This window comes from Tahibacter sp. (genome assembly GCF_035481375.1).
Taxonomy (GTDB): Bacteria; Pseudomonadota; Gammaproteobacteria; order Xanthomonadales; family Rhodanobacteraceae; genus Tahibacter.
In genome coordinates, this window is record NZ_DATIGT010000065.1 from 1 (window position 1) to 22,346 (window position 22,346).

Sequence of the window (22,346 nt, forward strand, 5' to 3'; positions counted from 1 at the left end):
GGCACCCAGCGCTGGCGCAGGCGGAAGTCGCGCTCGCCGGCGCTCCAGGCCTGGAACTGCCGCTGCAGCATGAAACCGGAATAGCCGATCGGCACGAAACGCAGCAGCAGCACGAGCAGCACGCTGCCGACGAGCCAGGCCAGCGCGAGGCGCCAGGTCCAGCGCCAGATCCAGCGCAGCGCACCGCGTTTTCGGGGTCGGACTGCCACGCGGGCGCGGCCTGCAGGGAGGGCCGCGCAGATTCGCAGAAAGCCGGCGCGGGCGGCAAGGGCGCGCGGCCGGTCACGGTTCCCGCGATAATCGCCCCGCAATCGCGGCGCGCTTCGCGCTTGCAAAACCCCGTCCCGGCCGCACCTGGGCGAACCCGACTTCAGGACTTTCATCCGTGGACAACAGCAACGACCGCCTGCATCGCTTCCTGCTCGAACGCGCCGGCGTCAGCGGCGTACTGGTTCAGCTCGAGGATGCCTGGCAGGAAGTCGGCAGCCGCAGCGACTATCCACCGGCCGTTGCGCGTCTGCTGGGCCAGGCGCTCGCGGCGACCGCAGCGCTCAGCGGAACGATCAAGCTCAGCGGCAGCCTGTCGCTGCATGTGCGAAGCAAGGGCGAGCTCAGTCTGCTGTACACCGAATGCAGCGACGCCGGTCGGCTGCGCGGTCTCGCGCAGTGGAGCGAGGGAGTCGCCGCACCGATCGATCTGGCGGAACTGCCCGATCCGCTGCTCGCGATCACGATCGACAACACGGCGACGGGCCAGCGCCACCAGGGCCTCGTTCCGGTCGAGCACGGCACGCTGGCACAGTTGCTCGAAGGCTATTTCGAGCGCTCGGAGCAGTTGCCGAGCCGGATCCAGCTCGCCTGCGACGGCGTCCGCGCGGCCGCGCTGATCCTGCAGCCGCTGGCCCAGGGCGGCGGCAGCGGCGAAACCGATCCGGACGGCTGGAATCGGATCGGCCATCTCGCCGCGACGCTGAGCGACGCCGAACTGCTGCAACTGCCGCCCGAGCAGGTACTGCTGCGGCTGTTTCACGAAGAAAACGTGCGCCTGACCGGCGAGCGCGGCCTGTTCTTCGGCTGCCAGTGCAGCCGCGAACGCGTTGCCGCCGTGCTGCGCAATCTCGGACGCGAAGAGAGCGAAGCCGCACTGCAGCCCGACGGCCGCATCGAGGTGACCTGCGAGTTCTGCAACACGCGCTATCACTTCGATCGGGTCGACCTCGAGCAGGTCCTGCGCGACCTGCCGGAGACGCCCGGCACGGGTACGACGCACTGACCGACTGCGCGCGGCGAGGACGCCGTTACTGCCCCATGCCGAGCCAGTGCTCGGCCGGCTGCGGCCGGCCGAACAGGAAGCCCTGACCGAATTCGCAGCCGAGCACTTCGAGCGCCTGCTGCTGCGCTTCGGTCTCGATGCCTTCGGCGATGACCTGCATGCCGAGCGAGCCCGCCATCGCGAGGATCGCGCGCACGACGGCACTGGAACTGCCGTCGTCGTGCGGACGCATCTCGGCGACGAAGGAACGGTCGATCTTGAGCGCCTGCAGCGGATACTGGTGCAGATAGCTCAGGCTCGAATAACCCGTGCCGAAATCGTCGAGCGCGACACTGATGCCGCGCCGGCGCAGCCCGTCGAGGATCTGCTTGACCTGCGCCGGATTCTCGAGCAGCGCGCGCTCGGTGACCTCGATGCGGATCCGGCTCGGCATCACGCCGTTGCGATCGAGGATCGCGAACAGCTCGCGATCGAGATCGCTGAGCCGGAAATGCCGCGCGGTCAGATTGATGCTGATGAAACCGCCCTGCGCGGTCAGCGCCGGAGCGATCGCGCAGACACGCTCGAACATCTGCCAGTCGATCTGCTCGGCCGAACCACTGTCCTCCGCCACAGGCAGGAAATCGCCGGGCAGCAGCACGCCGCGTTCCGGATGTCGCCAGCGCACGAGAGCCTCGTAACCGACGAGACTGCGGTCGGACAGGCGAACGATCGGCTGGAAGTACGGTTCGAGTTCGCCGCGCGCGATCGCGCGGCGCAGATCGTTCTCGATTTCGAGCAGACGCAGCGCCTCCTGGTGCAGGCGTTCGTCGAACAGCGCGTAGCGATGGCGCCCTTCGGCCTTCGCGCGATACATCGCGACGTCAGCGTCGCGCAGCAATTCCTCGGCCTTGGCGTAGCGCGGCGAACACAATGCGATGCCGATGGACGTCGACGTGAACACCTCTTTCTGACCGAGGCGGATCGGCGCATTCAGCGCCTGGATGATGCGCGCGGCGAAGTTGATCGCGCGCTCGGGATCGACGACGTCGTGCAGCAGGATCGCGAATTCGTCGCCGCCCAGTCGCGCCGCGACGTCGTCATGATCGAGACAGCCGGCGATGCGGCCGCCCACTTCGTAGAGCAGATCGTCGCCGACGAGATGCCCGACCGAATCGTTGATGACCTTGAAGCGGTCGAGATCGAGGAACAGGACTGCGAACGGGCGACGCGGATCGCGCCGGTACCGGTCGAGCGCGAGTTCCAGCCGCTCGAGAAACAAAGTGCGGTTCGGCAGTCCGGTCAGCGAGTCGTGCAGCGTTTCGTGCTTGAGCTGGCGCTCGATGCTTTCGCGGTACGCGATCTGCTCGCGCAGGTCTCGGTTCGCCGCGGCCAGCTCGCCGGTGCGCTCGGCCACGCGCTGTTCGAGTTCGGCATAGGCCGACTTCAGCGATTCCGCATTGCGCTTGCGCTCGAGCGCGTTGGCGATGTGGTACGAAACGAAGGTCAGCAGTTCCTGATCGCGTGGCGTATAGCCGTAGTCTTCGGAATAGCTCTGGACGGCGAGCACGCCGACGGCGCGGTCGGCGCAGATCAGCGGCACGCCGAGCCAGCAGGTCGATTGCGTGCCGATGCTCGCGACATCGCCGATCGCATGCAGCCGCTCGATACCCTGGCGGTCGACGAGCAGGGCCGTGCCGTGATTGAGCACGTACTCCGTCAGACCGCGCCCGGGCCGGCGCGTGCGCCGCTCATGGTCGAACTCGTCGACCGAATACGGAAAGCGCAGCTCGTTGCGGTCGTCGGACGCCAGCGCAATGTAGAAATTGCGCGCATTCAGCAGGCCGCCGATGACCCGGTGCAGCGCTGCGTAGAACTCGTCGAGACTGTCGGTCGTGTTCGCGAGTTCGGCGATGCGGAACAGCGCCGCCTGCAGGCGCTCGCCGCGCTGGCGTTCGAGCACCTGCTGCTGGAGCACGCGATTGGCCTCGCGCAGCGCATCGGTGCGCTCGGCCACGCGCTGCTCGAGTTCCTCGTGTGCGCGGCGGCGCTCGAGCGCGGTCAGGATGTGCTGCGCGACGTAGGTCAGCAGCGCCTGGTCCTGCTCGGTCAGGCGCTCGCTCTCGCGATAGCTCTGTACGACGATGCCGCCGACGACCTGATTGCCGCGCAGCAGCGGAACACCGAGCCAGTCGACGCATTCCGGACCGACTTCCTCGATATGGCCCTCGACCTGCGCCCGCAGCGCGTCGGGTGGCCCGCGCAGCGCCTTGCCGCCGGTCAGCAGGTGCCACGTCATGCTGCCGTAGAGTTCGTGCAGCGCGAACTCGCGCGACGCGTCGGGAACGTCGGTGTCGGCGACATCGACGAAATACGGGAAGCGCACCGTATGCCGCGACGGCTCGTACAGCACGATGTAGAAATTCTCCGCGTACATCAGGCTGCCGACGATGCGATGCAGCGTCGCCATGACCTCGGGCATTTCGCGGTCGGTGTTGGCCTGGTCGGCAATCGCGAACAGGGCGCGCTGCAGACGTTCGGCGCGCTCCAGACGTTCGACAGCCTGCTGCAGGCTGTCGGCCGCGCGCACGCTGACGAGCTTCGCGTCGAGCATGAGCACCGCGCGCGACCAGTTTTCCTGCCAGTCGGCGCTCGACCACGATTCGGCCGGAATGCGCGCGTCGAGGAGCCCCGTCGTCGCCTCGGGAATGCCGAGCGGCTGCAGTACGCGGACCTGCCGCGCATCCTGCTCGATCAGGACGATCGGCGGCACAAGCACAGCCGGAACCGAGCCGTCGACGCGATGCGCCAGATGCCGCGACATGAGGACCGCCGCGGCGGCGCTGTCGACGAGACGGAACTCGCCGGTACCGAGCAGCGCCGAACACAGTGCGACGCCGGCGTGCCCGACATCGTCCCAGCCTACCGCGCGCAACAGTCCCTGGACCGCCGCATCGATCGCGTCGTTGTCCAGGCGCAGGCGCATGTGGATTGAGGCTTGGGAGCTGGGCATTGCGCGAAGCGACCTCAAGGAACGGCCGGGCTGGGGCAGCCGCAGTGTAGCCATATTGCCGGGATGCGCGGAATTGATCCGGATTGGTGACGCAGGGCAAGCATTTCCCGTTACTTTTTTGTAAACTCGGCGCGTAACTCTGTGTGGGCATGCGGAACTTTGTCGTTCCGGATCAGTCCGACAGCCACTCCAGACCACCTCACGAATGCGCAAACTACTGGCCATCGCTGCGTTGACTGTGCTGCTGCCGCTGACGGCATCGGCCCAGTATCTCGTGGCGGAAACCGATGAGGCCGGTCAGAAGGCAATGCTCGACCGGCTCCTGGCCAGCGGCCCGAACGCCGGCAGCACGCACCTCGTACCCATGTGGAGTACGCCCGACGGGCGCCTGCTTGTCGCGGTTGCGCAGAATGCACCGCCTTCCCCGATCGCACCGGCGGCACCGCAGGTCGGCGGAGCGCTCGACTGGCGCCTGATCGACGCGACTTCGCTGCTCGACGGACGTGTGGGCGTGCGGCTCGGCGAACAGAGCACGCTGCATGGCGGCATGACGCTCGCTCCACTCGCGCTGGCCGAACCGAACGCCTCGTTCGACTGTGCCGCCGGCGGCAGCTACCTCAGCGTCGCGAATCCGGACTGCAGTCGTCAGCGCGCGCTCGGTACCGGCGGCAACTGGTATGGCGGCAACCTCGGCGCAACCTGGGCAGGCAACGATTTCGGCGTCGATCTCGGCGTCGCACTGAGCTGGCTCGAACCGGCGCTTCCCCGCAATCTCGTTCCGGCACTGAATTCCGCACTGCCGGCCGTTTCCGCACCGGGCAGCAACAATCTGCCGCGCCTCGTGATCCCGGCGCACAACCTCGGCCGCTTCAGCGACTCCGCCCAGTTCGGTGCGCGCGGCAGCTGGTACTTCGGTGCGAACCAGAGCCTCGATCTCGGCGCGAGCATCGGCCGCATCCGGCTGAGCCCCGATCTCGGCGGCAGTCGTCCCGTCTGGCAACAGAAGGCGCTGAGCCTCGGCGTCGGCGGCGACACGGTCAGCGCCAGCATCACCGGCCGCATCTACAACCCGCTGCGCGGCATCACGGGCACGGACGCGCAGCGCTGGACCGGCATCGATCTCGGACTCACGTGGCACACGCCGTGGCAGGCCGAACTCAGCATCGGCGCCCAGAACCTGCTTGCCAGCCCGCCGCTGAGCGGCAGCGAAGCGAACAGCCAGGCGCGCACGCCGTACGTGCAGTATCAGCAGGACCTCTGATCGCCGCCCGCCCTGCCGCCCGGGCAGCTTCCACCTCCGCACGCACTCGCCGGCCTCGTCGCGCGCCGGTCGCCGGCTCGCCGATTCCGAGCAGCCCGCGTTAAGAAAATGCTGCGTTTCCGAGGCCGCGCTCGCGGCCGGCGTGATAATCCCGTTAACGCCATTCTTAACGATTCAGTCCGGACAATCGGCGTTCCGGCAACCTCGGCACGCAATTCCGGCATCCGCCAGGGCAGGGATACAACGCGACAAATGTTCATAAATATTTTTTTAATTTCGCGTTGAATCATGCACATAGCATGCACCATCGCAGGTCAACCACAACGATGTTGCAAATAAGCTACAGGGATTCCCACTCGTTGCGAATGTTGTTAGTATCGGCCGCTGCCGAGGCTCAGGCAGGTAAATCCTTGGCCTTTTCCAGGAAGGAAAGTACTAGTCCCGATCTGTGTCACAACTCTGACGTTGGAGAGTGTAATGAGACAAAACCGCAACGAGCTTCTGCGCGCCGTGCGCTACGCCCTGTACATGGGCACCGCGGCCGCTGTAGGCCTCACCGCCGCCCCGGCTTTCGCTCAGGACGAAGGTGGCGACAAGGGCGAAACGCTGGAGACGATCGTCGTCACCGGTTCGCGCATTCGCCGCGTCGACCTCGAAACCTCGAGCCCGGTCTTCGTCATTGACAAGTCCGCCATCGAAAAGACCGGCAAGCTCACCATCGGCGACCTGCTGCAGGAAGCCCCCTCGATCGCCGGCGCCGCGACCAACCCGGGCGTCAACAACGGCGGCGGCGCTGGCGCCTCCACCGTTTCGCTGCGCGGTCTCGGCTCGCAGCGCACGCTGCTGCTGATCAACGGTCAGCGCGTGTTCTACAACGACGTCAACTCGATCCCGATCAACATGGTCGAGCGCATCGAAATCCTGAAGGACGGCGCTTCGGCCGTTTACGGTTCGGATGCGATCGGCGGCGTGGTCAACTTCATCACGCGTCGCGACTTCCAGGGCATGGAAGCGAGCTTCGACTACGGCGTTTCGGACGCTGACGACGGCGAGCGCAAGGGTGGCTCGCTGACGATCGGTCATTCGAGCGACCGCGGCAGCCTCGTTGTCGGCGTGACGTACAACCGTCAGGACGCCGTCAGCGCCGCCGACCGCGAATACTCGCAGCCGGCGCTGTACAACTACTTCGGCGACGTCTTCCCGCTGGGCTCGGGCAGCATCCCGAACGGCCGCTACGTGATTCCGCGTACCGTTGCCGCCAGCTTCGGCCTGAACTGCCCCGGCACCGCCGCGAACGTCAACGTGACGCGCATCGACGGCCGTCCGGGCACCGCCGGCACCGACTTCCGCTGCTACATCGGCTCGGGTCCGGGCAACGACACCTACGACTACTCGCCGTTCAACATCCTGCGCACCCCGCAGGAACGTGGTGGTCTGTTCGCTGCCGGTAACTACCGCATCTCCGACAACGTCGAAGCCTACGTCGAAGCGTTCAGCAACAAGACGCGTTCGAACTATCAGCTGGCCCCGCTGCCGCTGATCCTCGGCGCCGACTCGGGCGCGGTCATCTCGGCCAACAGCATCTACAACCCGTTCGGCGTGAACATCGCCTCGGGCGGTATCCGCATGTCGCTGGACGGCAACCGTCTTGGCTTCTTCCAGACCCAGTCGGAACAGTTCAACACGGGTCTGCGCGGCAGCTTCGGCGACACCTGGACCTGGGACGCCGGCATCAGCTGGGCGCGCCTGACCCAGGATCGCCAGACCACCGGCTACTACTTCAAGCCCGGTCTGCGTGACGCCGTCGGTCCGTCGTTCATCGACGCCAACGGTGTTGCCCGCTGCGGTACGCCGACCGCGATCATCGCGAACTGCACGCCGATCAACCTGCTCGGTCTCGAGAACCAGACGGCCGCCGGTCGCCAGAACATCGAGAACCTGCGCAAGCTGTCGATCACCCCGGCCGCGCACTTCTACTCGAACGAAAAGATCGCCCGCTTCAACCTGACCGGCGAAATCGTCGAACTCCCGGCCGGCGCGCTCAGCGTCGCGTTCGGCGGCGAATACCGCAAGGACTACCAGTACTTCCAGCCGGACTTCTCGTCGATCATCGCGGACCCGGCGATCGGCACCTGCCAGACCTCGACCGACGCCTGCGCTTCGCCGAGCTCCGGTGAACTCAGCGTTCGCGAGTTCTACGCCGAACTGTTCATCCCGGTTCTGCGTGACGTCTTCCTGGCCAAGTCGCTGAACTTCACGCTGGGTTCGCGCTACTCCGACTACTCCGCGTTCGGCGATTCGACGAACTCGAAGATCGGTGTGGAATGGCGTCCGATCGACGACGTGCTGCTCCGCGGTACGGTTGCCGAAGTCTTCCGCTCGCCGACGATCTCCGATCTGTACGGCGGCGTGACCCCGTCGGCCGACACCTATCAGGACCCGTGCTCGGGCTCTGGCTTCCAGGCGGGCAACCCGGCTTGCGCCGGCCTGACGCCGGGCTTCCAGCAGACCACCCCGCAGACGCAGGCTCTGGCCGGTTCGAACGATCAGTTGCTGCCGGAACAGGGCAAGTCGTTCACCTGGGGCGTCGTGTACGACCCGAGCTGGCTCGAAGGCTTCTCGACCTCGGTCGACGTGTGGCGCATCTACCTGACCGACACCATCGGTACGCTGGGTACGCAGACCATCATCAACCAGTGCTACAACTTCGGCCGCTTCTGCGACCTGTTCACGCGCGAACTGACGGGTGTGGGCGACATCAACTTCGTCAACAACCGTACGGCTAACGTCGGCCGCGTCGACACCTCGGGTATCGACCTTGGCTTCAAGTACCGTCTGCCGGAAACCGCGTGGGGCAACTTCCGCTTCTCGCTCGATGCGACCTACGTGCAGAAGTACAACACGCAGAAGATCCAGGGCGACGTCTCGACGCAGTTCAACAACGCCGGTTCGTACGTCTCGTCCTCGCAGGGCGGTGACGGCAACTACTCGCGCTGGCGCGGTTACGCCGGCGTGGCGTGGAACCTCGGCGCGTTCGACGCTTCCTGGCGCGCACGCTACATCGGCCCGACCCGCTTCGGCGCGCAGGCCGTTGCTGGCGACGGTTACACCGTCATCCAGCCGGGCGGCCCGGCTGACCAGTCGTTCCGCGCTGGCGCGGTGACGTATCACAACCTGCAGTTCGGCTACAACATCGAACCGCTGCACACCAATCTCGAAATCGGTGTGGACAACGTGTTCGACAAGCAGCCCAACCAGCTGTGGCAGTACGGCTTCGACAGCAACACCGACGCTCGTACGTACGACACCGTGGGCCGCTTCTACTGGGCTCGCGTCGGCGTGAAGTTCTGATAAGAACCCACGTTTGACGGCTCCATGAAGACCGCGCGGCGCAAGCCGCGCGGTTTTTTTCGTTTCTGTCCCTGTGAAACCGACGCTTGCCTTGCCGCGACTCCGGAGCGCAGCGATACTCCACTGTTCGATTTCGATGAAAGCAGCCATGCTCCAGAACGGTTTCAACGCGCTGCAAAGCGGCAATCTCGCCGAGGCCGAGCGCATCAGTCGTCTTCTCATCGCACGCCAGCCGCATGACGAGGGCGCGCTGCTGCTGCTGGCCATGAGTCTCGATGCACAGACGCGGCTCGACGAAGCCGCAAGCATGTTCCAGCAACTGACCACGCTGTATCCGCAGCGCGCGGAACACTGGCTCAACCTCGGCTATCTCGAACGCTCGCGCAGCAACATCGGCCCGGCTCGCCAGGCGCTGGAACGCGCCATTGCGATCGATCCTCAACAGGCCGAAGCGCTGCGCGAACTGGGACTCCTTGAAACCGCCGCGGGCCTGAGCCAGGCGGCAGCCAGGAACCTGACCGCCGCACTCGCGCTGCTGCCGGACGATCCGCTGCTTCGCGCCCAGGCAGCACGTGCCTGCCAGCGCGCAGGGCGCAACGACGAATCGATCGCTCTCGTGCAGGGCTGGCAGCAATGGACCCGGGGCAACCCCGAGGCCCTCGCCGATGCAGCCTGGACTGCCATGGAAAGCGGCGATTTGCAGACCGCCGACGAGGCGCTCGCCTTTGCCGAGCACAGGTCGCCGAATAACGCCGGCGTGATCGCCAAGCGCGCGGCCTTCTTTGAACGCACGAACCGTCTCGACGAAGCACGTGCGTTGCTTGCGCGCGTGCCCCAGCATGACGAGTCGATAAAAGAAGAGCTGAAGGTATTGCGCGCGCAGATCGCGAGTCGCAGCGGCGATCCCAACGAAGCCTATCGGCTCTACGAGTCGCTGGTTCGCGACGAACGTGTCGCGGCGCGACGTCCGGAGCTGTTCTTCGCGCTGGCAAAGATCAGCGACGCGCGAGGCCACGCCGAGCAGGCCATGAACTGGCTCGAACGCGGACACCAGACCCAGATGCAACAGCTGCGCGCCTCGCTTGGCACCGCCGCCGAGCTCGATGCAATGCTGCTGCCGCCTGCCGTCGTCAGCCCTCCCGACTACGCTCAGTGGCTCCCGGTCGAGGGGCCCGATGCCGAAAACTCACCGATCTTCGTCGTCGGCTTTCCACGATCCGGCACCACATTGCTGGAAACCATGCTCGACGCACACCCGCTGCTCACCTGCATGGACGAACGGCCCTTCATCCACAACCTCGTCCAGGAGATGCGGGACCGCGGATTCGAATATCCGGGCGACCTCGGCCGGCTCGACGATGCTGCCTGCGAGGCGCTCCGCCAGATCTACTGGAAGCAGGTTCGGGAACAGACCAAGGCCGAACCCGGCAAGCGTCTCGTCGACAAGAATCCGCTGAACATGACGCGTCTGGCACTGATCCACCGCCTGTTCCCCACTGCGAAGATCGTTCTGGCGGTGCGCGACCCGCGTGACGTCGTGCTCAGCAACTACATGCAGATCTTCCGGGCTCCGGCTTATGTCCGCATGTGCGAACGCATCGAGTCGACGGCACAGGGTTACGCCGTGGCGTTCGATGCCTGGAACGCCTGGACGCGTGTCCTGAAGATCGACCTGCTCCAGACGCGCCTGGAAGATGTTGTCGACGATGTCGAAGCGTTTTCGCGGCGCCTCTGCGAATTCCTCGGTATCGAGTGGTCGTCGGCGATGGTTGCGTTCCACGAACACGCCGCGCGCCGCGGCTACATCGCAACACCGAGCTACCATCAAGTCGTCGAGCCCGTGAATCGCAAAGGCGTCGGACGCTGGCTGCACTATTCCCGCTGGCTGGAACCGGCCAAGGTCACACTCGCTCCTTACGTCGAACAGTTCGGTTACGCCTGACGCGCTTCGCCCGCCTGCAGCCGAACATTCCTCATCCGCCTGGTCCTTCGCCACGCCTCAGCCATGAAACTCCAGTATCCGTTCCTCCAGTTGCCGCTGAGCTTTGACGCCAATGCACTCGCTGCCGAAATCGGCGCGCTCGGCGAATCGGTCTGGCGTCCGCATCCGCAGGGCTTTCCGGGCAATTCCGCACTGCCGCTGATCGCCACGAACGGCGATCCCGGCAACGACGATGTCCGCGGGCGCATGCAGCCGACGCCGCACCTCGAAAAACTTCCCTACCTGCGCGAAGTGCTGGGTTCGCTGGGTGCAGTATTCGGCCGCTCGCGGCTGATGCGGCTCTCCGGACAGGCCGAGGTCACGCCGCATGTCGATATCGACTACTACTGGCGCGATCACATCCGCGTACACGTACCCATCGTCACGCAGCCTGAAGTCACCTTCTACTGCGGCAGCCAGCAGGTCCACATGGCCGCCGGCGAATGCTGGATCTTCGATACCTGGAGCACGCACAAGGTCGTCAACTCGGCGGAGCGGGCACGCATCCACCTCGTTGCCGATACCGTCGGTGGCGCCGAGTTCTGGCAGCTCGTATCGCGCAGCCGCGTACCGGGCCATCCGGCAGCGTGGACGCCCACACGTATCGCTCCGGGCTCGACCCGGCCGGTCCTGCGCATCGAGTCGACCAACGTACCGACCGTGATGACGCCGTGGGAACTCCGCGAGCAGTTGACCTTCATCCTCGACGAAACCCGCCCCGACCCGCGTATCGGCCAATTGCATCAGCTGGCCAGCGGTCTCGGCCGCGAGTGGCGCGCGCTCTGGGCCTTGCACGGCGAAAGCGAGAACGGCTGGGCCGACTATCGCGCGCTCATGTCCCGGTTCATGCGCGACATCGAAACCACCGCGCAGGGCTTGCGCCTGCATAACGGCGTGCCAGTGACGAATGCGATCCTGTCGCTCGTCAGCAGTGTCGCCGTCGCAGACGACCCTGCGGCGATCAAGGCCGACGAGCGCTCGGGTGTTGCGGTCTAGAACCGGCGAAAGGCGTGGCGCCGACCTCCGTCCGGATCACGCGGACGCCGGCGTCTAGTCTGCTGCTCCGGAAATAACTGTCGAACAGTTCCGCGGTGTCTTTCGCCGCGATACGTCGTTGCACCTCGTTGCCGTGGCGCCTCGGCGCGCTTGGTCTCGCGACGAAATCCACCCGGAATTTTTCCACCGTATTTACGGAACGGGACACTAGTGCCCGCCGCCCGAATCGATGCCCTTGAGTTCGGCGATCAGGCGATTCGCGGCTTCCTGGCCGTCGGCATAGAGCATGCGGCAGTTGTCGGCATAGAACAGCGCGTTCTCGATGCCGGCGAAACCCGCGCCCTTGCCGCGCTTGATCACGATGACCTGGCGCGCGTTGATGACGTCGAGAATCGGCATGCCGTAGATCGGCGACGACTTGTCGGTCTTCGCGACCGGATTCACCACGTCGTTCGCGCCAATCACGATCGCGACATCGCAGGTGCCGAACTCCGGGTTGATATCGTCCATGTCGGCGATCAGGTCGTACGGCACGCCGGCTTCGGCGAGCAGCACGTTCATGTGTCCGGGCATGCGGCCGGCGACCGGATGGATCGCGAACTTCACCGTCTTGTCGCGCTTGATCAGCTGCTGCGACAGTTCCCAGATCTTGTGCTGCGCCTGCGCGACGGCCATGCCGTAGCCCGGCACGATGATGATCTTCTCGGCCATATACAGCAGCGACGCCGCGTCGGCCGCCTCGATCGGCTTCTGCGAGCCGGCGATCTCGCTGGCTCCTCCCCCGCCGCCGCCGAAGTTCGAGAACAGCACGTTGCTGATCGAGCGGTTCATGGCCTTGGCCATGAGGCGCGTCAGCAGCGTACCCGCCGCGCCGACGACGGTACCCGCGATGATCAGCGCCACATTGCCCTGCACGTAGCCTTCGAACGCCACCGCAAGACCCGTGAACGCGTTGTACAGCGAAATCACGACCGGCATGTCGGCGCCGCCGATCGGCAGCGTCATGAGCACGCCGAACAGCAGCGACACGGCGAAGAACGCGACGACGATCGTGGTATCGAGCTTGAACAGCAGCGCCGCGCCGAGACCGACCGCGGCCAGGAAGAACAGGCCGTTGACGACCTGCTGGCCGCCGAAGCGGAAGGTCTTGTCCATCCAGCCCTGCAATTTCGCGAACGCGATCAGCGAACCGGTGAACGAGATCGATCCGATCAGTGCGCCGATCACGGCGAGCGCGATCTGCGCGGTACTGAGCACGTGATGATTGCTGCCGGCCGCCGCGCCGATCAGCGCGGCCGCGCCGATGGCCGCGGCCGAACCGCCGCCCATGCCGTTGTAGAGCGCGACCATCTGCGGCATGTCGGTCATCGCGACCTTCTTGCCCGAGACCCACGCGAACACGGTGCTCACGCCGATCGCGAGCACCATCAGCAGCACGTTCGTCATCGTGTGCGGCGCGAGGCCGGTGCCGAGCGCGGCGCCGAGCACGTTGCCGTGGAAGAACGTCGCGACCGTCGCGACCAGCATGCCGATGCCGGCCCACTGGATGCCGCTGCGCGCGGTCACCGGCGACGACATGCGCTTGATGCCCATGATGAACAGCACGGCGGCCGCGAAATAGCTGGCCTGTACGACGTAGTGCAGCAGCGTCGCCTTGTCCATTACTTCGCTCCTTCCTTCTTGCTCGACTTGAACATTTCCAGCATGCGCTCGGTCACGACGTAGCCGCCGGCCGCGTTGCCGGCGCCGAGGAACACGCCGACGAAGCCGATGACCTGCTGGGTCAGCGTCGTCGCTTCGCCGAGCGTGATCATCGCGCCGACGAGCACGATGCCGTGCACGAAATTGGAGCCCGACATCAGCGGCGTGTGCAGGATCACCGGCACGCGGCTGATGATTTCGTGGCCGGTGAACGCGGCCAGCATGAAGAGATAGAGGGCGATTTCACCGCTGATCATGTCGATTCCCCGGATGCGCGTAACTCGTGGTCCCGGCACTCGCCGGCGACGTCTGGCCGGCGGTGCGCGTCATGCGCCGTCGACCGCCTGACGCGTCGGCTCGTGCCGGATTTCCCCGGCATGAGTGAGGCAGGTCTTGGCGATGAGTTCGTCGTCCCAGTCGAGCGTCAGCGCGCCGTCCTTGAGACTGAGTTCGATGAAGTTGAAGAGATTGCGCGAGTACATCTCGCTCGCATGGATCGGCGCGCTCGCCGCGAGATTGACCGGGCCGATGACGGTCACGCCGTTGGCCGTCGTTATCGTCTTGCCGGCCTCGGAGCCTTCGACGTTGCCGCCGGTTTCCGCCGCGATGTCGACGATCACGGCGCCGGGCTTCATGCCCTCCACCATGCCCGCCGTGATGATGCGGGGCGCCTTGCGGCCCGGCACCGCGGCCGTCGTCACGACGACGTCGATGCCCTTGAGATGCTCGGCGAGCGCCTTCTGCTGCTGTTCGCGCTCCTCGGCCGTGAGCTCGCGCGCGTAGCCGCCGCTGCCCGCGGCGCTGACGCCGAGATCGAGGAATTTCGCGCCCAGCGATTCGATCTGTTCCTTGGTTTCGGGACGCACGTCGAAGCCTTCGACCTGCGCGCCGAGGCGGCGCGCCGTCGCGATCGCCTGCAGGCCCGCGACGCCGGCGCCGACGATGAGCACCTTCGATGGCCGGATCGTGCCGGCGGCGGTCGTCAGCATCGGGAAGAACTTCGGCGACGCTTCGGCCGCGATCAGCACGGCCTTGTAGCCGGCCACGCCGGCCTGCGACGACAGCACGTCCATCGCCTGCGCGCGCGTCGTGCGCGGCAGCAGCTCCATCGCGAACGCGGTGATCTTCCGGTCGCGCAGCGCGCGCGTGCGTTCGGGCGCTAGGTGCGGCTGCAGCAGGCTCACGACGACGCTGCCTTCGCGCAGCTGAGCGATTTCCTCGAGCGTCGGCGGCTGCACCTTGAACAGCACGTCGGCGCGCGACAGCGTCGCGGCGGCGTCGGCGACGACATCGGCATCCTTGTACGACGCATCCGGGAAACTGGCCGGCTGGCCGGCGCCGCTCTGCACGAGCACCGTCGCCCCCTTGCCCTTGAGCTTCTTCGCGACTTCAGGGGTCAGCGCGACCCGTCGCTCATTGGAACTCGTCTCGCGCACTACCGCGACATTCACCGCCATGTGGCACTCCCCGGGACCAAGCCCGGGCATCCTAGCCCATGAATGTATCCGTGGTAAGCGGCCTTGCTAGACTCGCGCAATCTTATGGCGAATCTCCCTATGCGCGATTCCGGCGGGACGACGCGGTGCTGCGTCCATCGCATGCCGCTTCGCGCCGCGCGCGGAAATTCCGACGCTGCTCCGGCGCGACCGTCGCCGCGCCCCGGAGATTCCGCCGCCATCGTCCGCTTCCGTTTCTCGCCGTCGAGGTATTCGTGTCCGCGCTGAATCTGCTCAACGATCGCCGCTCCGTCCCGTCGCGCCAGCTCGGCGAACCCGGGCCGTCTCCGTCCGAACTGCAGTCGCTGCTCCAGGCGGCGTCGCGCGCGCCCGACCACGGCAAGCTCGTTCCCTGGCGTTTCCTGCTGATCCGCGGCGACGCGCGCCGGCGTCTCGGCGAGCTGCTCGCACGCACGACGCTCGCAAACAATCCGGAAGTCGCGCCGGCCGTCGTCGACAAGGATCGCGAGCGCTTCAATTTCGCGCCGCTGATCGTCACGGTAATCGCTCGCATCGACGAGGCGAACTCCAAGGTGCCCGCGCAGGAACAACTGCTAGCCGCCGGCTGCGTCGCCTACAACCTGCTGCTCGGCGCGCAACAGCTCGGCTACGGCGCGCAGTGGCTCACGGGCTGGGCCGCGTATGACTCGACCATCCGCGCGGCACTCGGCGTCCGCGAGAACGAACGCGTCGTGGGCTTCGTGCACATCGGCACCGCTCGCGAGCCCGCACCGGAACGCCTGCGGCCCGACGTCGCCGATCTCGTCAGCGAATGGCAGGGCTGACATGGACCGCAGCACGATCCATCTCGTCGACGCGAGCCTCTACGTCTTCCGCGCCTGGCATTCCGTGCCGCCCGAGTTCTTCGACGTCGACGGCCGGCCGGTCAACGCCGTCTATGGCTTCACGCGCTTCCTGCTCGATCTCATTGAGCGCGCGAAACCCTCGCACTGCGGCGTCGCGTTCGACGAATCGCTGACGAGTTCGTTCCGCAACGGCATCTATCCCGAGTACAAGGCCAATCGCGAACTGCCGCCCGAGGAACTGAAGGTGCAGTTCGCCTACTGCCAGCGCATCGCCGCGGCGCTCGGGCTGCGCGTGCTGTCGGACGTGAGCTTCGAGGCCGACGATCTGATCGGCAGCGTCGTGCACGCGCTGCGTCCGCAGCAGTTCCGCGCCGTGATCGTCTCGGCCGACAAGGACTTCGGCCAGCTCGTCGGCGAGCATGACGAAATCTGGGATTTTTCCAAGAATCAAAGCTGGAACGGCGCCGGCGTGAAGGAGCGGCTCGGCGTGCATCCGCATCAGGTCGCCGACTATCTCGCGCTGACCGGCGACGCGATCGACAACATTCCGGGCGTCGCCGGCATCGGCGCGAAGACCGCGGCGACGCTGCTCGGCCATTTCGGCAGCCTCGATGCGATCTATGCGCGCATCGAGGAAATCCCGTTCCTGCGCTTTCGCGGCGCGGCGGCGGCCTATGCGAAGCTCAAGGCGGGCGCCGCGCTCGCCCGGCTCAGCCGCAGTCTGACCGGCATCGCCTGCGACTGCCCCGTGCCCGCCGATGCGACGAGTTTCGTGCGCGGCAAGCCCGATCTCGCCGATGTCGACGGCCTGCTCGAGCAGCTGCGCTTCGGTCCGCTGACGCGCTCTCGGATCCGCGCGCTGGCGTGAAACGCACCGGTGGCCGCTCGCGGCGCGCCGTCCGCAAAACGGATCGGGGCCGCTGAGGCGGCCCCGATCCGTATCACTTGTCGCCGGCCTTCGGCGCTTCGTCCTTGGCCTCACCGGGGTTCTCGAAGCGCACCTTCGCATCCTTCGCCGTCGGAATCGGCTTGAGCGCCGCGGAAATGCCCGGCTGGTCCCAGGCGAAGCGCAGATTGCTCTTGTATACCTTTACCGGCTGCAGCGCCTTGGCGTCGCTGAGCACGCCGTGCCCGTCATACAGCTCGCGCTGGCTGTTCGCGACGAAATAGAAGTCGTCGCCGGCGACCGCGCCGTTGCCGAGCAGCGTGAACTCGGGCTTGGCCGCATCCAGCGGCATCGCCGCCGCGACGCTGCGGCCATCCTTGTCGAGTTTCAGGCGCATCACGCGCTGCGGCACCATGTTGTCCTGCACGATGATGAGGCTGCCGTCGTACCAGAACAGCGACGACACGCCGCCGACGACGAGGCTGTCGGGCGAATGGCCGACGCCGAATGCCTTGGTCGTCGACAGATCGACACCGAACAGGCCCAGTGCCGGATCGGCGAAATACAGCGTGCGGCCGTCGCCGGACACCGCGAGACCGCTGATGCCGGTCAGCACCGGGTTGGCCGTGACCAGCACGAGCTTCTCGCCGTCGAGCTTGTAGATTTCGCGGCGCGCCGGATCGGCGACGTAGGCGCGGCCGTCGCCGGCGACCGCGACATAGGCGAACAGATGGCCGGTCTTGTCCTCGACCGTGTATTTCGCGAGCTGCTTGCCGCTCGACAGGCTGTACTTGAGCAGGTACGACTTGTCGACCATGTCGGCCGAATAAGCCTTGTAGACCGGCGCGCCGTAGCTCGCGACCCAGAGCGCATCGTTGGCCGCGTCGACCTTCATGTCGAGCACGCTGTAGAGGCCCGAGGCCGGATCGGCCTTGATGAAATCGGACAGCTTGCCGTCCTTGTCGGCGCGGTAGATCGCGCCTTCGCGCGCGCTGCCGACGAGCAGTTGCTTGCGCTTGGGATCCCAGGCCATTGCTTCGAGCAGGCGGTCGCCGGCGGGAAGCTGGAAGGCGACCTTGCCCTCGCCGAACGGACGCGCGTTCGCATCAAGGTTGGCCACGGCGTAGTCCCAGACCTTCGTGCCGCGCACTTTCTCGAAGCGCGGATCGCTGCCGACCGAGTAGGCGAAGCCGAGGTTCTGCATCTTCAGCAGCATGTCGTAGGTCGCGCTCTTGTCGCCCTGCCCCGCGTAGACCGCAGCGAGCTGCAGGCGCAGCGCGCCGGAATTCGGATACAGCTCGACGAGGCGCTGCATGGACCAGATGAAGCGCTGCAGGTCGCGGCCGTTGTAGATCTGCGCGAGCCGCGACAACGCTTCGCGGTTCGTCGTCGACTTGATCTGCTGTTCGCTGAGGTTCTCCGCGGCCTTGACCAGCGCGGCTCCGGCGGCCTCGACCGACGACGCTTCCTGGGTCGGACCGGCCGGCGCGGGCTTGGCCGCGGGCTCGGCCGCGTGAACCGCGCAGACGCCGCAGAACGTCAGCAGCGCATAGGCAAGGGCTTGAATTTTCATGCGAGAAGTCCGGAATATCGAAAGGAGGCGGGCCACAGACCGCGGCGGAACGGGATAGGTTCCGGCAGCGTACGGGCGGAGAACAGCAAACGATGGACGAAACCGAGGTTCTTTTCAACGGACGCTGGCTGCGCCTGTGCCGCCGCGGTCGCTGGGAATACGCCGAACGCACGAATCCCGGCGGCGCCGTCATCGTCATCGCGGTGACGCCTGAAGACCGCGTGCTGTTCGTCGAACAGTGGCGCGAAGCGATCCGCGCGCGCGCCATAGAAATGCCGGCAGGTCTCATCGGCGACGATCCCGGCAACGACGGCGAGCATGCGATCGAAGCCGCGCGCCGCGAACTGCATGAAGAAACCGGCTATGCCTGCGGGCGCATCGACTACTACATGACCGGCCCGAGTTCGTCGGGCATGAGCACCGAAACGATCGCATTCGCGCGCGCCTGGGATCTCGTGCGCGAGCATGCAGGCGGCGGCGTCGCCGGCGAAGACATCCGCGTGCACGAAATCCCGCGCGCCGAGGCAGCGCAGTGGCTGTGCGCCCGCGCCGCCGACGGCTATTCGATCGATCCGAAGGTGTTCGCCGGCCTGTATTTCCTCGAACACGGGCCGGCGCTGTTCGGCTGCGAGCGCTGACGCGCGCTCAGCCGCCGGCGATCCAGACCGACGTCGCCTGGATCTGCAGTTCCTGCGGCTGCGGCTTGCTCCCTTCGCTCGCGAGGTGCTTGATCTGCGCCTCGTCGAGCTGCTTGACGCTGAGCGTGCCGTAGACGATCGCGTCCTTGCGCGCATCCTTCGGCACGCTGAAGCTGTGGCCGCTCATGAACACGCGCGCGTACGAGCCGTTGTCCTCGAGCACGAGCCAGCAGCCCTTGTTCTGGCAGACCTCGGTGATGCGTCCCTTGAACGCCTGCGGCGCGGCCGTGTGGGCCTCGGGCTTGCGCGCGACCTCGGCGATCGCCTGCGGCACGGACTTCGGCATCGGCGCGCCGTAGTAGGCGCCGCCGTTGCCCGTCGCGATCGGCGTCGGACCGGCCGGCGTCGCTTCGTGGCCGGCCATCGGCGCGTGCCCGCCATGCTCGCCGTGCCCGCCTTCATGCGCCTGCGCGGCCGGCGCGAACGCCGCGGCGACGCTCGCAATAATCCACTTGTTCATCATTCCCTCCCGTTGCTCAGGCTGCGAGGGCGACGAGTTCGCCCCGCTCGTTGGTGGTGCCGAACTTGCCCTTTTCGTCGCGGACGACGTCGGCCAGCGCACACTGCGCGTCGTGCGTGAAGAACAGCCGCACGCCGCGGGCCAGCTTGTCCTCGAGAAACTTCTTTTTTTCGTCGATGAGCATTTCCGGATAGCGGTCGTAGCCCATCGTGACCGGCAGATGCACCCAGGGCCGGCCCGGGATCAGGTCGGCGCAGAACACCACGCCGCCGTCGCCGCCGATCTCGGCGAGCATCAGGCCCGGCGTGTGGCCCGAGCTGTAGCTGAAGCGCACCGCATCGCCGAGCGTCGCCGAGCGCTCGCCGTCGACGATCTCGAGCCGGCCCGAGGCTTCGAGCAGCGGCTGCAGTTCGGCGATGAACGAGGCGCGGTCGCGCGGATGCGGATGCGTCGCGCGCTCCCAGCATTCGCGGCTGACGAGGTATTTCGCGTTCGGAAACAACAGCCGCGGCGGCTGTCCCGGTTCGTAGGCGGCCAGCAGGCCGCCGGCATGGTCGAAATGCAGATGCGACAGCACGACCACGTCGATGTCCGCATCGCCGAAGCCCGCGCGCGCGAGCGACTGCAGCAGCACGTGCTCGTTCTCGACGACGCCGAAGCGTTCCTTGAGCTTGGGTTCGAAGAACGCGCCGATGCCGGTCTCGAACAGCACGCGCTTGCCGCCCAGATCGTCGACGAGCAGGCAGCGGCATGCGAGCGGAATGCGGTTGTCGGCATCCGGCGTTATCCACTTTTCCCACATGGGCCGCGGCACGTTGCCGAACATCGCGCCGCCGTCGAGTTTCTGCGAGTTGCCGATCAGGGACCAGAGTTTCATCGATGCATTTCCCGATGCCGCGCGCGCCGCGCCGGCGTCATTTGACGAGCGCCGTGCCGGACACGCCGCGCGAGTCGCTGCCGCCGCGCAGCTCGCCGGTCTTGCGGTTCCAGTCCACGGCGTTCATGAATCCCCAGGGCCGTTCGCCTTCGCTGAGCGTATGCCCCATCGCCTGCAGCGCCTTGCGCTCGTCCAGCGTGAACGCGTCCTTCTCGATCGAGATCACGTCGGGCAGGAACTGGTGATGGAACCGCTTGTTGTCGACGATCTTCTGCGGTGCGTCGCCGTCGAACCACGCGAGGATGCCTTCGAGCACCATCGTAATGATGCGGCTGCCGCCCGGCGTGCCGATCACGAGCGTGCGCTCCGGACCGATCACGAAGGTCGGCGTCATCGACGACAGCGGACGATGTCCCGGTTTCGGCGCGTTCGCATCGCCGCCGACGAGGCCATAGGCGTTCGGTGCGCCGGCCTTCAGCGCGAAGTCGTCCATCTGGTTGTTCAGCAGGAACCCGGTGCCCGGCACGACGACCGCGGCGCCGTAGGGCAGGTTCACGGTCTGCGTGACTGCTGCGAGGTTGCCGTCGGCGTCGATCACCGAGAAATGCGAGGTGTCGGTGCCCTGCACCGGCGCCATGAAGCCCGGCAGGCTGTCGCTGGGCGTGGCTTTCGCGGGATGGATGGACGCGCGCAGGCCTGCGGCATACAGCGGATTCGTGAGCTCGGCGATGGGCATTTTCACGAAGTCGGGATCGCCGAGGTATTCGGCGCGATCGCGATAGGCGCGGCGCATGGCTTCGACCACCAGGTGCGTGCGCGCGACGCGGTCGAGCCTGGCGAGATCGTAGCCCTGCAGGATGTTCAGCATCTCCGCGAGCGCGATGCCGCCCGAGGACGGCGGCGGCGCGGTCACGACCTGATGGCCCCGATAGCGGAACACGATCGGCTCGCGCTCGCGCACGACGTATTTCGCGAGATCCTCGCGGCTCCAGGTGCCGCCCATCTTTTTCACGCCGTCGACGAGCGTCGCGGCGAACTCGCCTTCGTAGAAGCCCGCGTGGCCTTTTTCGGCGATGAGTTCGAGCGTGCGCGCGAGATCCGGGTTCTTGAGCACCCAGCCCTGCTGCGGCACCTCGCCGTTCGGCAGGAACAGCGCCGACGCGCCGGGATCGCGCGCGATGACGTCCTTGCGCATACCGAGAAACATGAGGCTGCGCGAATCCTGCGCGAAGCCTTCGCGCGCGAGCCGGATCGCCGGCGCGAGCGAACGCTTCAGCGGCAGCTTGCCGTAGTGCTGCGCGACCCAGGCCAGCGCGGCGGGCTCGCCCGGAATGCCGGCCGCGAGCGGACCGTTGACAGCCTTGTCGCGATCGACCTCGCCCTTGGCATCGAGGAATTGCCCAGGATCGGTCGCCGCCGGCGCGGTCTCGCGCGCGTCGACGAGCACCTGCTTGCCGTCCTGAGCGCGATGCAGCAGGAAGAATGCGCCGCCGCCGATGCCCGAGCTCTGCGGCTCGACCACGGACAGGGCCGCGCTGACGGCGATCGCCGCGTCGAAGGCGTTGCCGCCGGCGGCCAGCACCTCGAAGCCGGCTTCGGTCGCAAGGCGATGCGCGCTCGCGATCGCGGCCTTGCCGGGCTTGTCGGCGGCGATGCCGGCGGAACACGGCAGCACGGCCGCAACGAACAGCAAAGCGCGCAGTCGGATCACGCCGGTTTCTCCGCTTGGGTCAGTTCGAGGTACTTGCCGAGCAGTTCGTCACGGGATTCCGCGTGCTCGGGATCTACGAATATGCACTCGACCGGACAGACTTCAATGCATTGCGGCACGTCGTAGTGGCCGACGCATTCGGTGCAGCGCGACGGGGCGATCTCGTAGATCTCCGGCCCCATCGCTATCGCCTTGTTCGGGCAGACCGGCTCGCACACGTCGCAATTGACGCAGAGTTCGGTGATTTTGAGGGCCATGGAAGCGGCCGGCCTGCGCGCGCCGGG

Annotated in this window: 17 protein-coding genes and 1 pseudogene; 8 read left to right on the plus strand and 10 right to left on the minus strand. The window is 66.5% G+C overall.

The genetic code is table 11. The features are described 5' to 3' along the window. A pseudogene (gene mtgA, locus VLF18_RS03755) lies at nt 1-209 on the minus strand (monofunctional biosynthetic peptidoglycan transglycosylase); the annotation flags it as partial. A 176-nt stretch (nt 210-385) separates the two neighbouring features. On the opposite strand from mtgA, the gene VLF18_RS03760 reads away from it, so the two are divergent. Continuing rightward, entirely contained in the window at nt 386-1,273 is an 888-nt protein-coding gene (locus tag VLF18_RS03760) for an Hsp33 family molecular chaperone HslO (protein ID WP_325278284.1), read from the plus strand. Between the two features lie 25 nt (nt 1,274-1,298). On the opposite strand, the gene VLF18_RS03765 is transcribed toward VLF18_RS03760, so the two are convergent. Beyond that, the gene (locus VLF18_RS03765) at nt 1,299-4,238 is read right to left on the minus strand and encodes a bifunctional diguanylate cyclase/phosphodiesterase (protein WP_325278285.1); all 2,940 of its coding nucleotides are present in this window, start codon (nt 4,236-4,238) and stop codon (nt 1,299-1,301) included. Between the two features lie 232 nt (nt 4,239-4,470). Here VLF18_RS03765 and VLF18_RS03770 point away from each other — a divergent pair, with 232 nt between their 5' ends. The 4 genes from VLF18_RS03770 to VLF18_RS03785 all read left to right on the plus strand — a co-directional run bounded on the left by VLF18_RS03770 (nt 4,471) and on the right by VLF18_RS03785 (nt 11,854). Further along, on the plus strand, nt 4,471-5,526 hold the full coding sequence (locus VLF18_RS03770) for a hypothetical protein (protein WP_325278286.1): 1,056 nt from the start codon (nt 4,471-4,473) through the stop codon (nt 5,524-5,526). Nucleotides 5,527-6,003: 477 nt separating this feature from the next. Beyond that, entirely contained in the window at nt 6,004-8,877 is a 2,874-nt protein-coding gene (locus VLF18_RS03775) for a TonB-dependent receptor plug domain-containing protein (protein WP_325278287.1), read from the plus strand. Nucleotides 8,878-9,025: 148 nt separating this feature from the next. Further along, nucleotides 9,026-10,819, plus strand: a complete 1,794-nt coding sequence (locus VLF18_RS03780; protein ID WP_325278288.1) for a tetratricopeptide repeat-containing sulfotransferase family protein — start codon at nt 9,026-9,028, stop codon at nt 10,817-10,819. Between the two features lie 63 nt (nt 10,820-10,882). Further along, entirely contained in the window at nt 10,883-11,854 is a 972-nt protein-coding gene (locus VLF18_RS03785; protein WP_325278289.1) for an aspartyl/asparaginyl beta-hydroxylase domain-containing protein, read from the plus strand. Between the two features lie 207 nt (nt 11,855-12,061). On the opposite strand, the gene VLF18_RS03790 is transcribed toward VLF18_RS03785, so the two are convergent. From VLF18_RS03790 to VLF18_RS03800, 3 genes are all read right to left on the minus strand, one after another. Beyond that, complete coding sequence (locus VLF18_RS03790; RefSeq protein ID WP_325278290.1) at nt 12,062-13,516, minus strand: NAD(P)(+) transhydrogenase (Re/Si-specific) subunit beta; 1,455 nt, start codon at nt 13,514-13,516, stop codon at nt 12,062-12,064. Then, complete coding sequence (locus tag VLF18_RS03795; RefSeq protein WP_325278291.1) at nt 13,516-13,812, minus strand: NAD(P) transhydrogenase subunit alpha; 297 nt, start codon at nt 13,810-13,812, stop codon at nt 13,516-13,518. Before VLF18_RS03795 ends, VLF18_RS03790 begins: the two co-directional genes overlap by 1 nt. 69 nt (nt 13,813-13,881) lie before the next feature. Then, nucleotides 13,882-15,012: a Re/Si-specific NAD(P)(+) transhydrogenase subunit alpha gene (locus tag VLF18_RS03800; RefSeq protein WP_325278292.1), complete on the minus strand. Its 1,131-nt coding sequence runs from the start codon at nt 15,010-15,012 to the stop codon at nt 13,882-13,884. A 254-nt stretch (nt 15,013-15,266) separates the two neighbouring features. Here VLF18_RS03800 and VLF18_RS03805 point away from each other — a divergent pair, with 254 nt between their 5' ends. Both VLF18_RS03805 and VLF18_RS03810 read left to right on the plus strand, forming a co-directional pair. Further along, a complete protein-coding gene (locus tag VLF18_RS03805) occupies nt 15,267-15,836 on the plus strand; it encodes a nitroreductase (protein WP_325278293.1) in 570 nt (189 codons plus the stop codon). A 1-nt stretch (nt 15,837) separates the two neighbouring features. Further along, entirely contained in the window at nt 15,838-16,725 is an 888-nt protein-coding gene (locus tag VLF18_RS03810) for a 5'-3' exonuclease (RefSeq protein ID WP_325278294.1), read from the plus strand. A 73-nt stretch (nt 16,726-16,798) separates the two neighbouring features. Here VLF18_RS03810 and VLF18_RS03815 read toward each other — a convergent pair whose 3' ends face one another. Continuing rightward, nucleotides 16,799-18,316: a hypothetical protein gene (locus tag VLF18_RS03815; protein WP_325278295.1), complete on the minus strand. Its 1,518-nt coding sequence runs from the start codon at nt 18,314-18,316 to the stop codon at nt 16,799-16,801. A 92-nt stretch (nt 18,317-18,408) separates the two neighbouring features. Here VLF18_RS03815 and VLF18_RS03820 point away from each other — a divergent pair, with 92 nt between their 5' ends. Then, nucleotides 18,409-18,954 (plus strand): NUDIX hydrolase, encoded by a 546-nt coding sequence (locus VLF18_RS03820; RefSeq protein ID WP_325278296.1) that lies wholly within the window; start codon nt 18,409-18,411, stop codon nt 18,952-18,954. 7 nt (nt 18,955-18,961) lie between these two features. Here the strand turns inward: VLF18_RS03820 and VLF18_RS03825 are convergent, their stop codons facing one another. Genes VLF18_RS03825 through VLF18_RS03840 form a run of 4 tightly spaced genes read right to left on the minus strand, consistent with a single transcriptional unit; the run spans nt 18,962 to nt 22,319 of the window. Continuing rightward, on the minus strand, nt 18,962-19,474 hold the full coding sequence (locus VLF18_RS03825; protein ID WP_325278297.1) for a DUF4920 domain-containing protein: 513 nt from the start codon (nt 19,472-19,474) through the stop codon (nt 18,962-18,964). 16 nt (nt 19,475-19,490) lie between these two features. Continuing rightward, complete coding sequence (locus VLF18_RS03830) at nt 19,491-20,351, minus strand: MBL fold metallo-hydrolase (protein ID WP_325278298.1); 861 nt, start codon at nt 20,349-20,351, stop codon at nt 19,491-19,493. Nucleotides 20,352-20,388: 37 nt separating this feature from the next. Next, the gene (ggt, locus tag VLF18_RS03835) at nt 20,389-22,062 is read right to left on the minus strand and encodes a gamma-glutamyltransferase (protein ID WP_325278299.1); all 1,674 of its coding nucleotides are present in this window, start codon (nt 22,060-22,062) and stop codon (nt 20,389-20,391) included. After that, nucleotides 22,059-22,319: a YfhL family 4Fe-4S dicluster ferredoxin gene (locus VLF18_RS03840; RefSeq protein ID WP_325278300.1), complete on the minus strand. Its 261-nt coding sequence runs from the start codon at nt 22,317-22,319 to the stop codon at nt 22,059-22,061. The genes ggt and VLF18_RS03840 overlap by 4 nt, the downstream gene beginning before the upstream one ends. Nucleotides 22,320-22,346 lie beyond the last annotated feature (27 nt).

Excerpts from the sequence above, each read along its gene's own strand:
- VLF18_RS03765 (WP_325278285.1), bottom strand. The coding sequence starts at position 4,238 with ATGCGCCTGCGCCTGGACAACGACGCGATCGATGCGGCGGTCCAGGGA.
- VLF18_RS03770 (WP_325278286.1), top strand. The coding sequence starts at position 4,471 with ATGCGCAAACTACTGGCCATCGCTGCGTTGACTGTGCTGCTGCCGCTG.
- VLF18_RS03775 (WP_325278287.1), top strand. The coding sequence starts at position 6,004 with ATGAGACAAAACCGCAACGAGCTTCTGCGCGCCGTGCGCTACGCCCTG.
- VLF18_RS03780 (WP_325278288.1), top strand. The coding sequence starts at position 9,026 with ATGCTCCAGAACGGTTTCAACGCGCTGCAAAGCGGCAATCTCGCCGAG.
- VLF18_RS03785 (WP_325278289.1), top strand. The coding sequence starts at position 10,883 with ATGAAACTCCAGTATCCGTTCCTCCAGTTGCCGCTGAGCTTTGACGCC.
- VLF18_RS03790 (WP_325278290.1), bottom strand. The coding sequence starts at position 13,516 with ATGGACAAGGCGACGCTGCTGCACTACGTCGTACAGGCCAGCTATTTC.
- VLF18_RS03795 (WP_325278291.1), bottom strand. The coding sequence starts at position 13,812 with ATGATCAGCGGTGAAATCGCCCTCTATCTCTTCATGCTGGCCGCGTTC.
- VLF18_RS03800 (WP_325278292.1), bottom strand. The coding sequence starts at position 15,012 with ATGGCGGTGAATGTCGCGGTAGTGCGCGAGACGAGTTCCAATGAGCGA.
- VLF18_RS03810 (WP_325278294.1), top strand. The coding sequence starts at position 15,838 with ATGGACCGCAGCACGATCCATCTCGTCGACGCGAGCCTCTACGTCTTC.
- VLF18_RS03815 (WP_325278295.1), bottom strand. The coding sequence starts at position 18,316 with ATGAAAATTCAAGCCCTTGCCTATGCGCTGCTGACGTTCTGCGGCGTC.
- VLF18_RS03820 (WP_325278296.1), top strand. The coding sequence starts at position 18,409 with ATGGACGAAACCGAGGTTCTTTTCAACGGACGCTGGCTGCGCCTGTGC.
- VLF18_RS03825 (WP_325278297.1), bottom strand. The coding sequence starts at position 19,474 with ATGAACAAGTGGATTATTGCGAGCGTCGCCGCGGCGTTCGCGCCGGCC.
- VLF18_RS03830 (WP_325278298.1), bottom strand. The coding sequence starts at position 20,351 with ATGAAACTCTGGTCCCTGATCGGCAACTCGCAGAAACTCGACGGCGGC.
- VLF18_RS03840 (WP_325278300.1), bottom strand. The coding sequence starts at position 22,319 with ATGGCCCTCAAAATCACCGAACTCTGCGTCAATTGCGACGTGTGCGAG.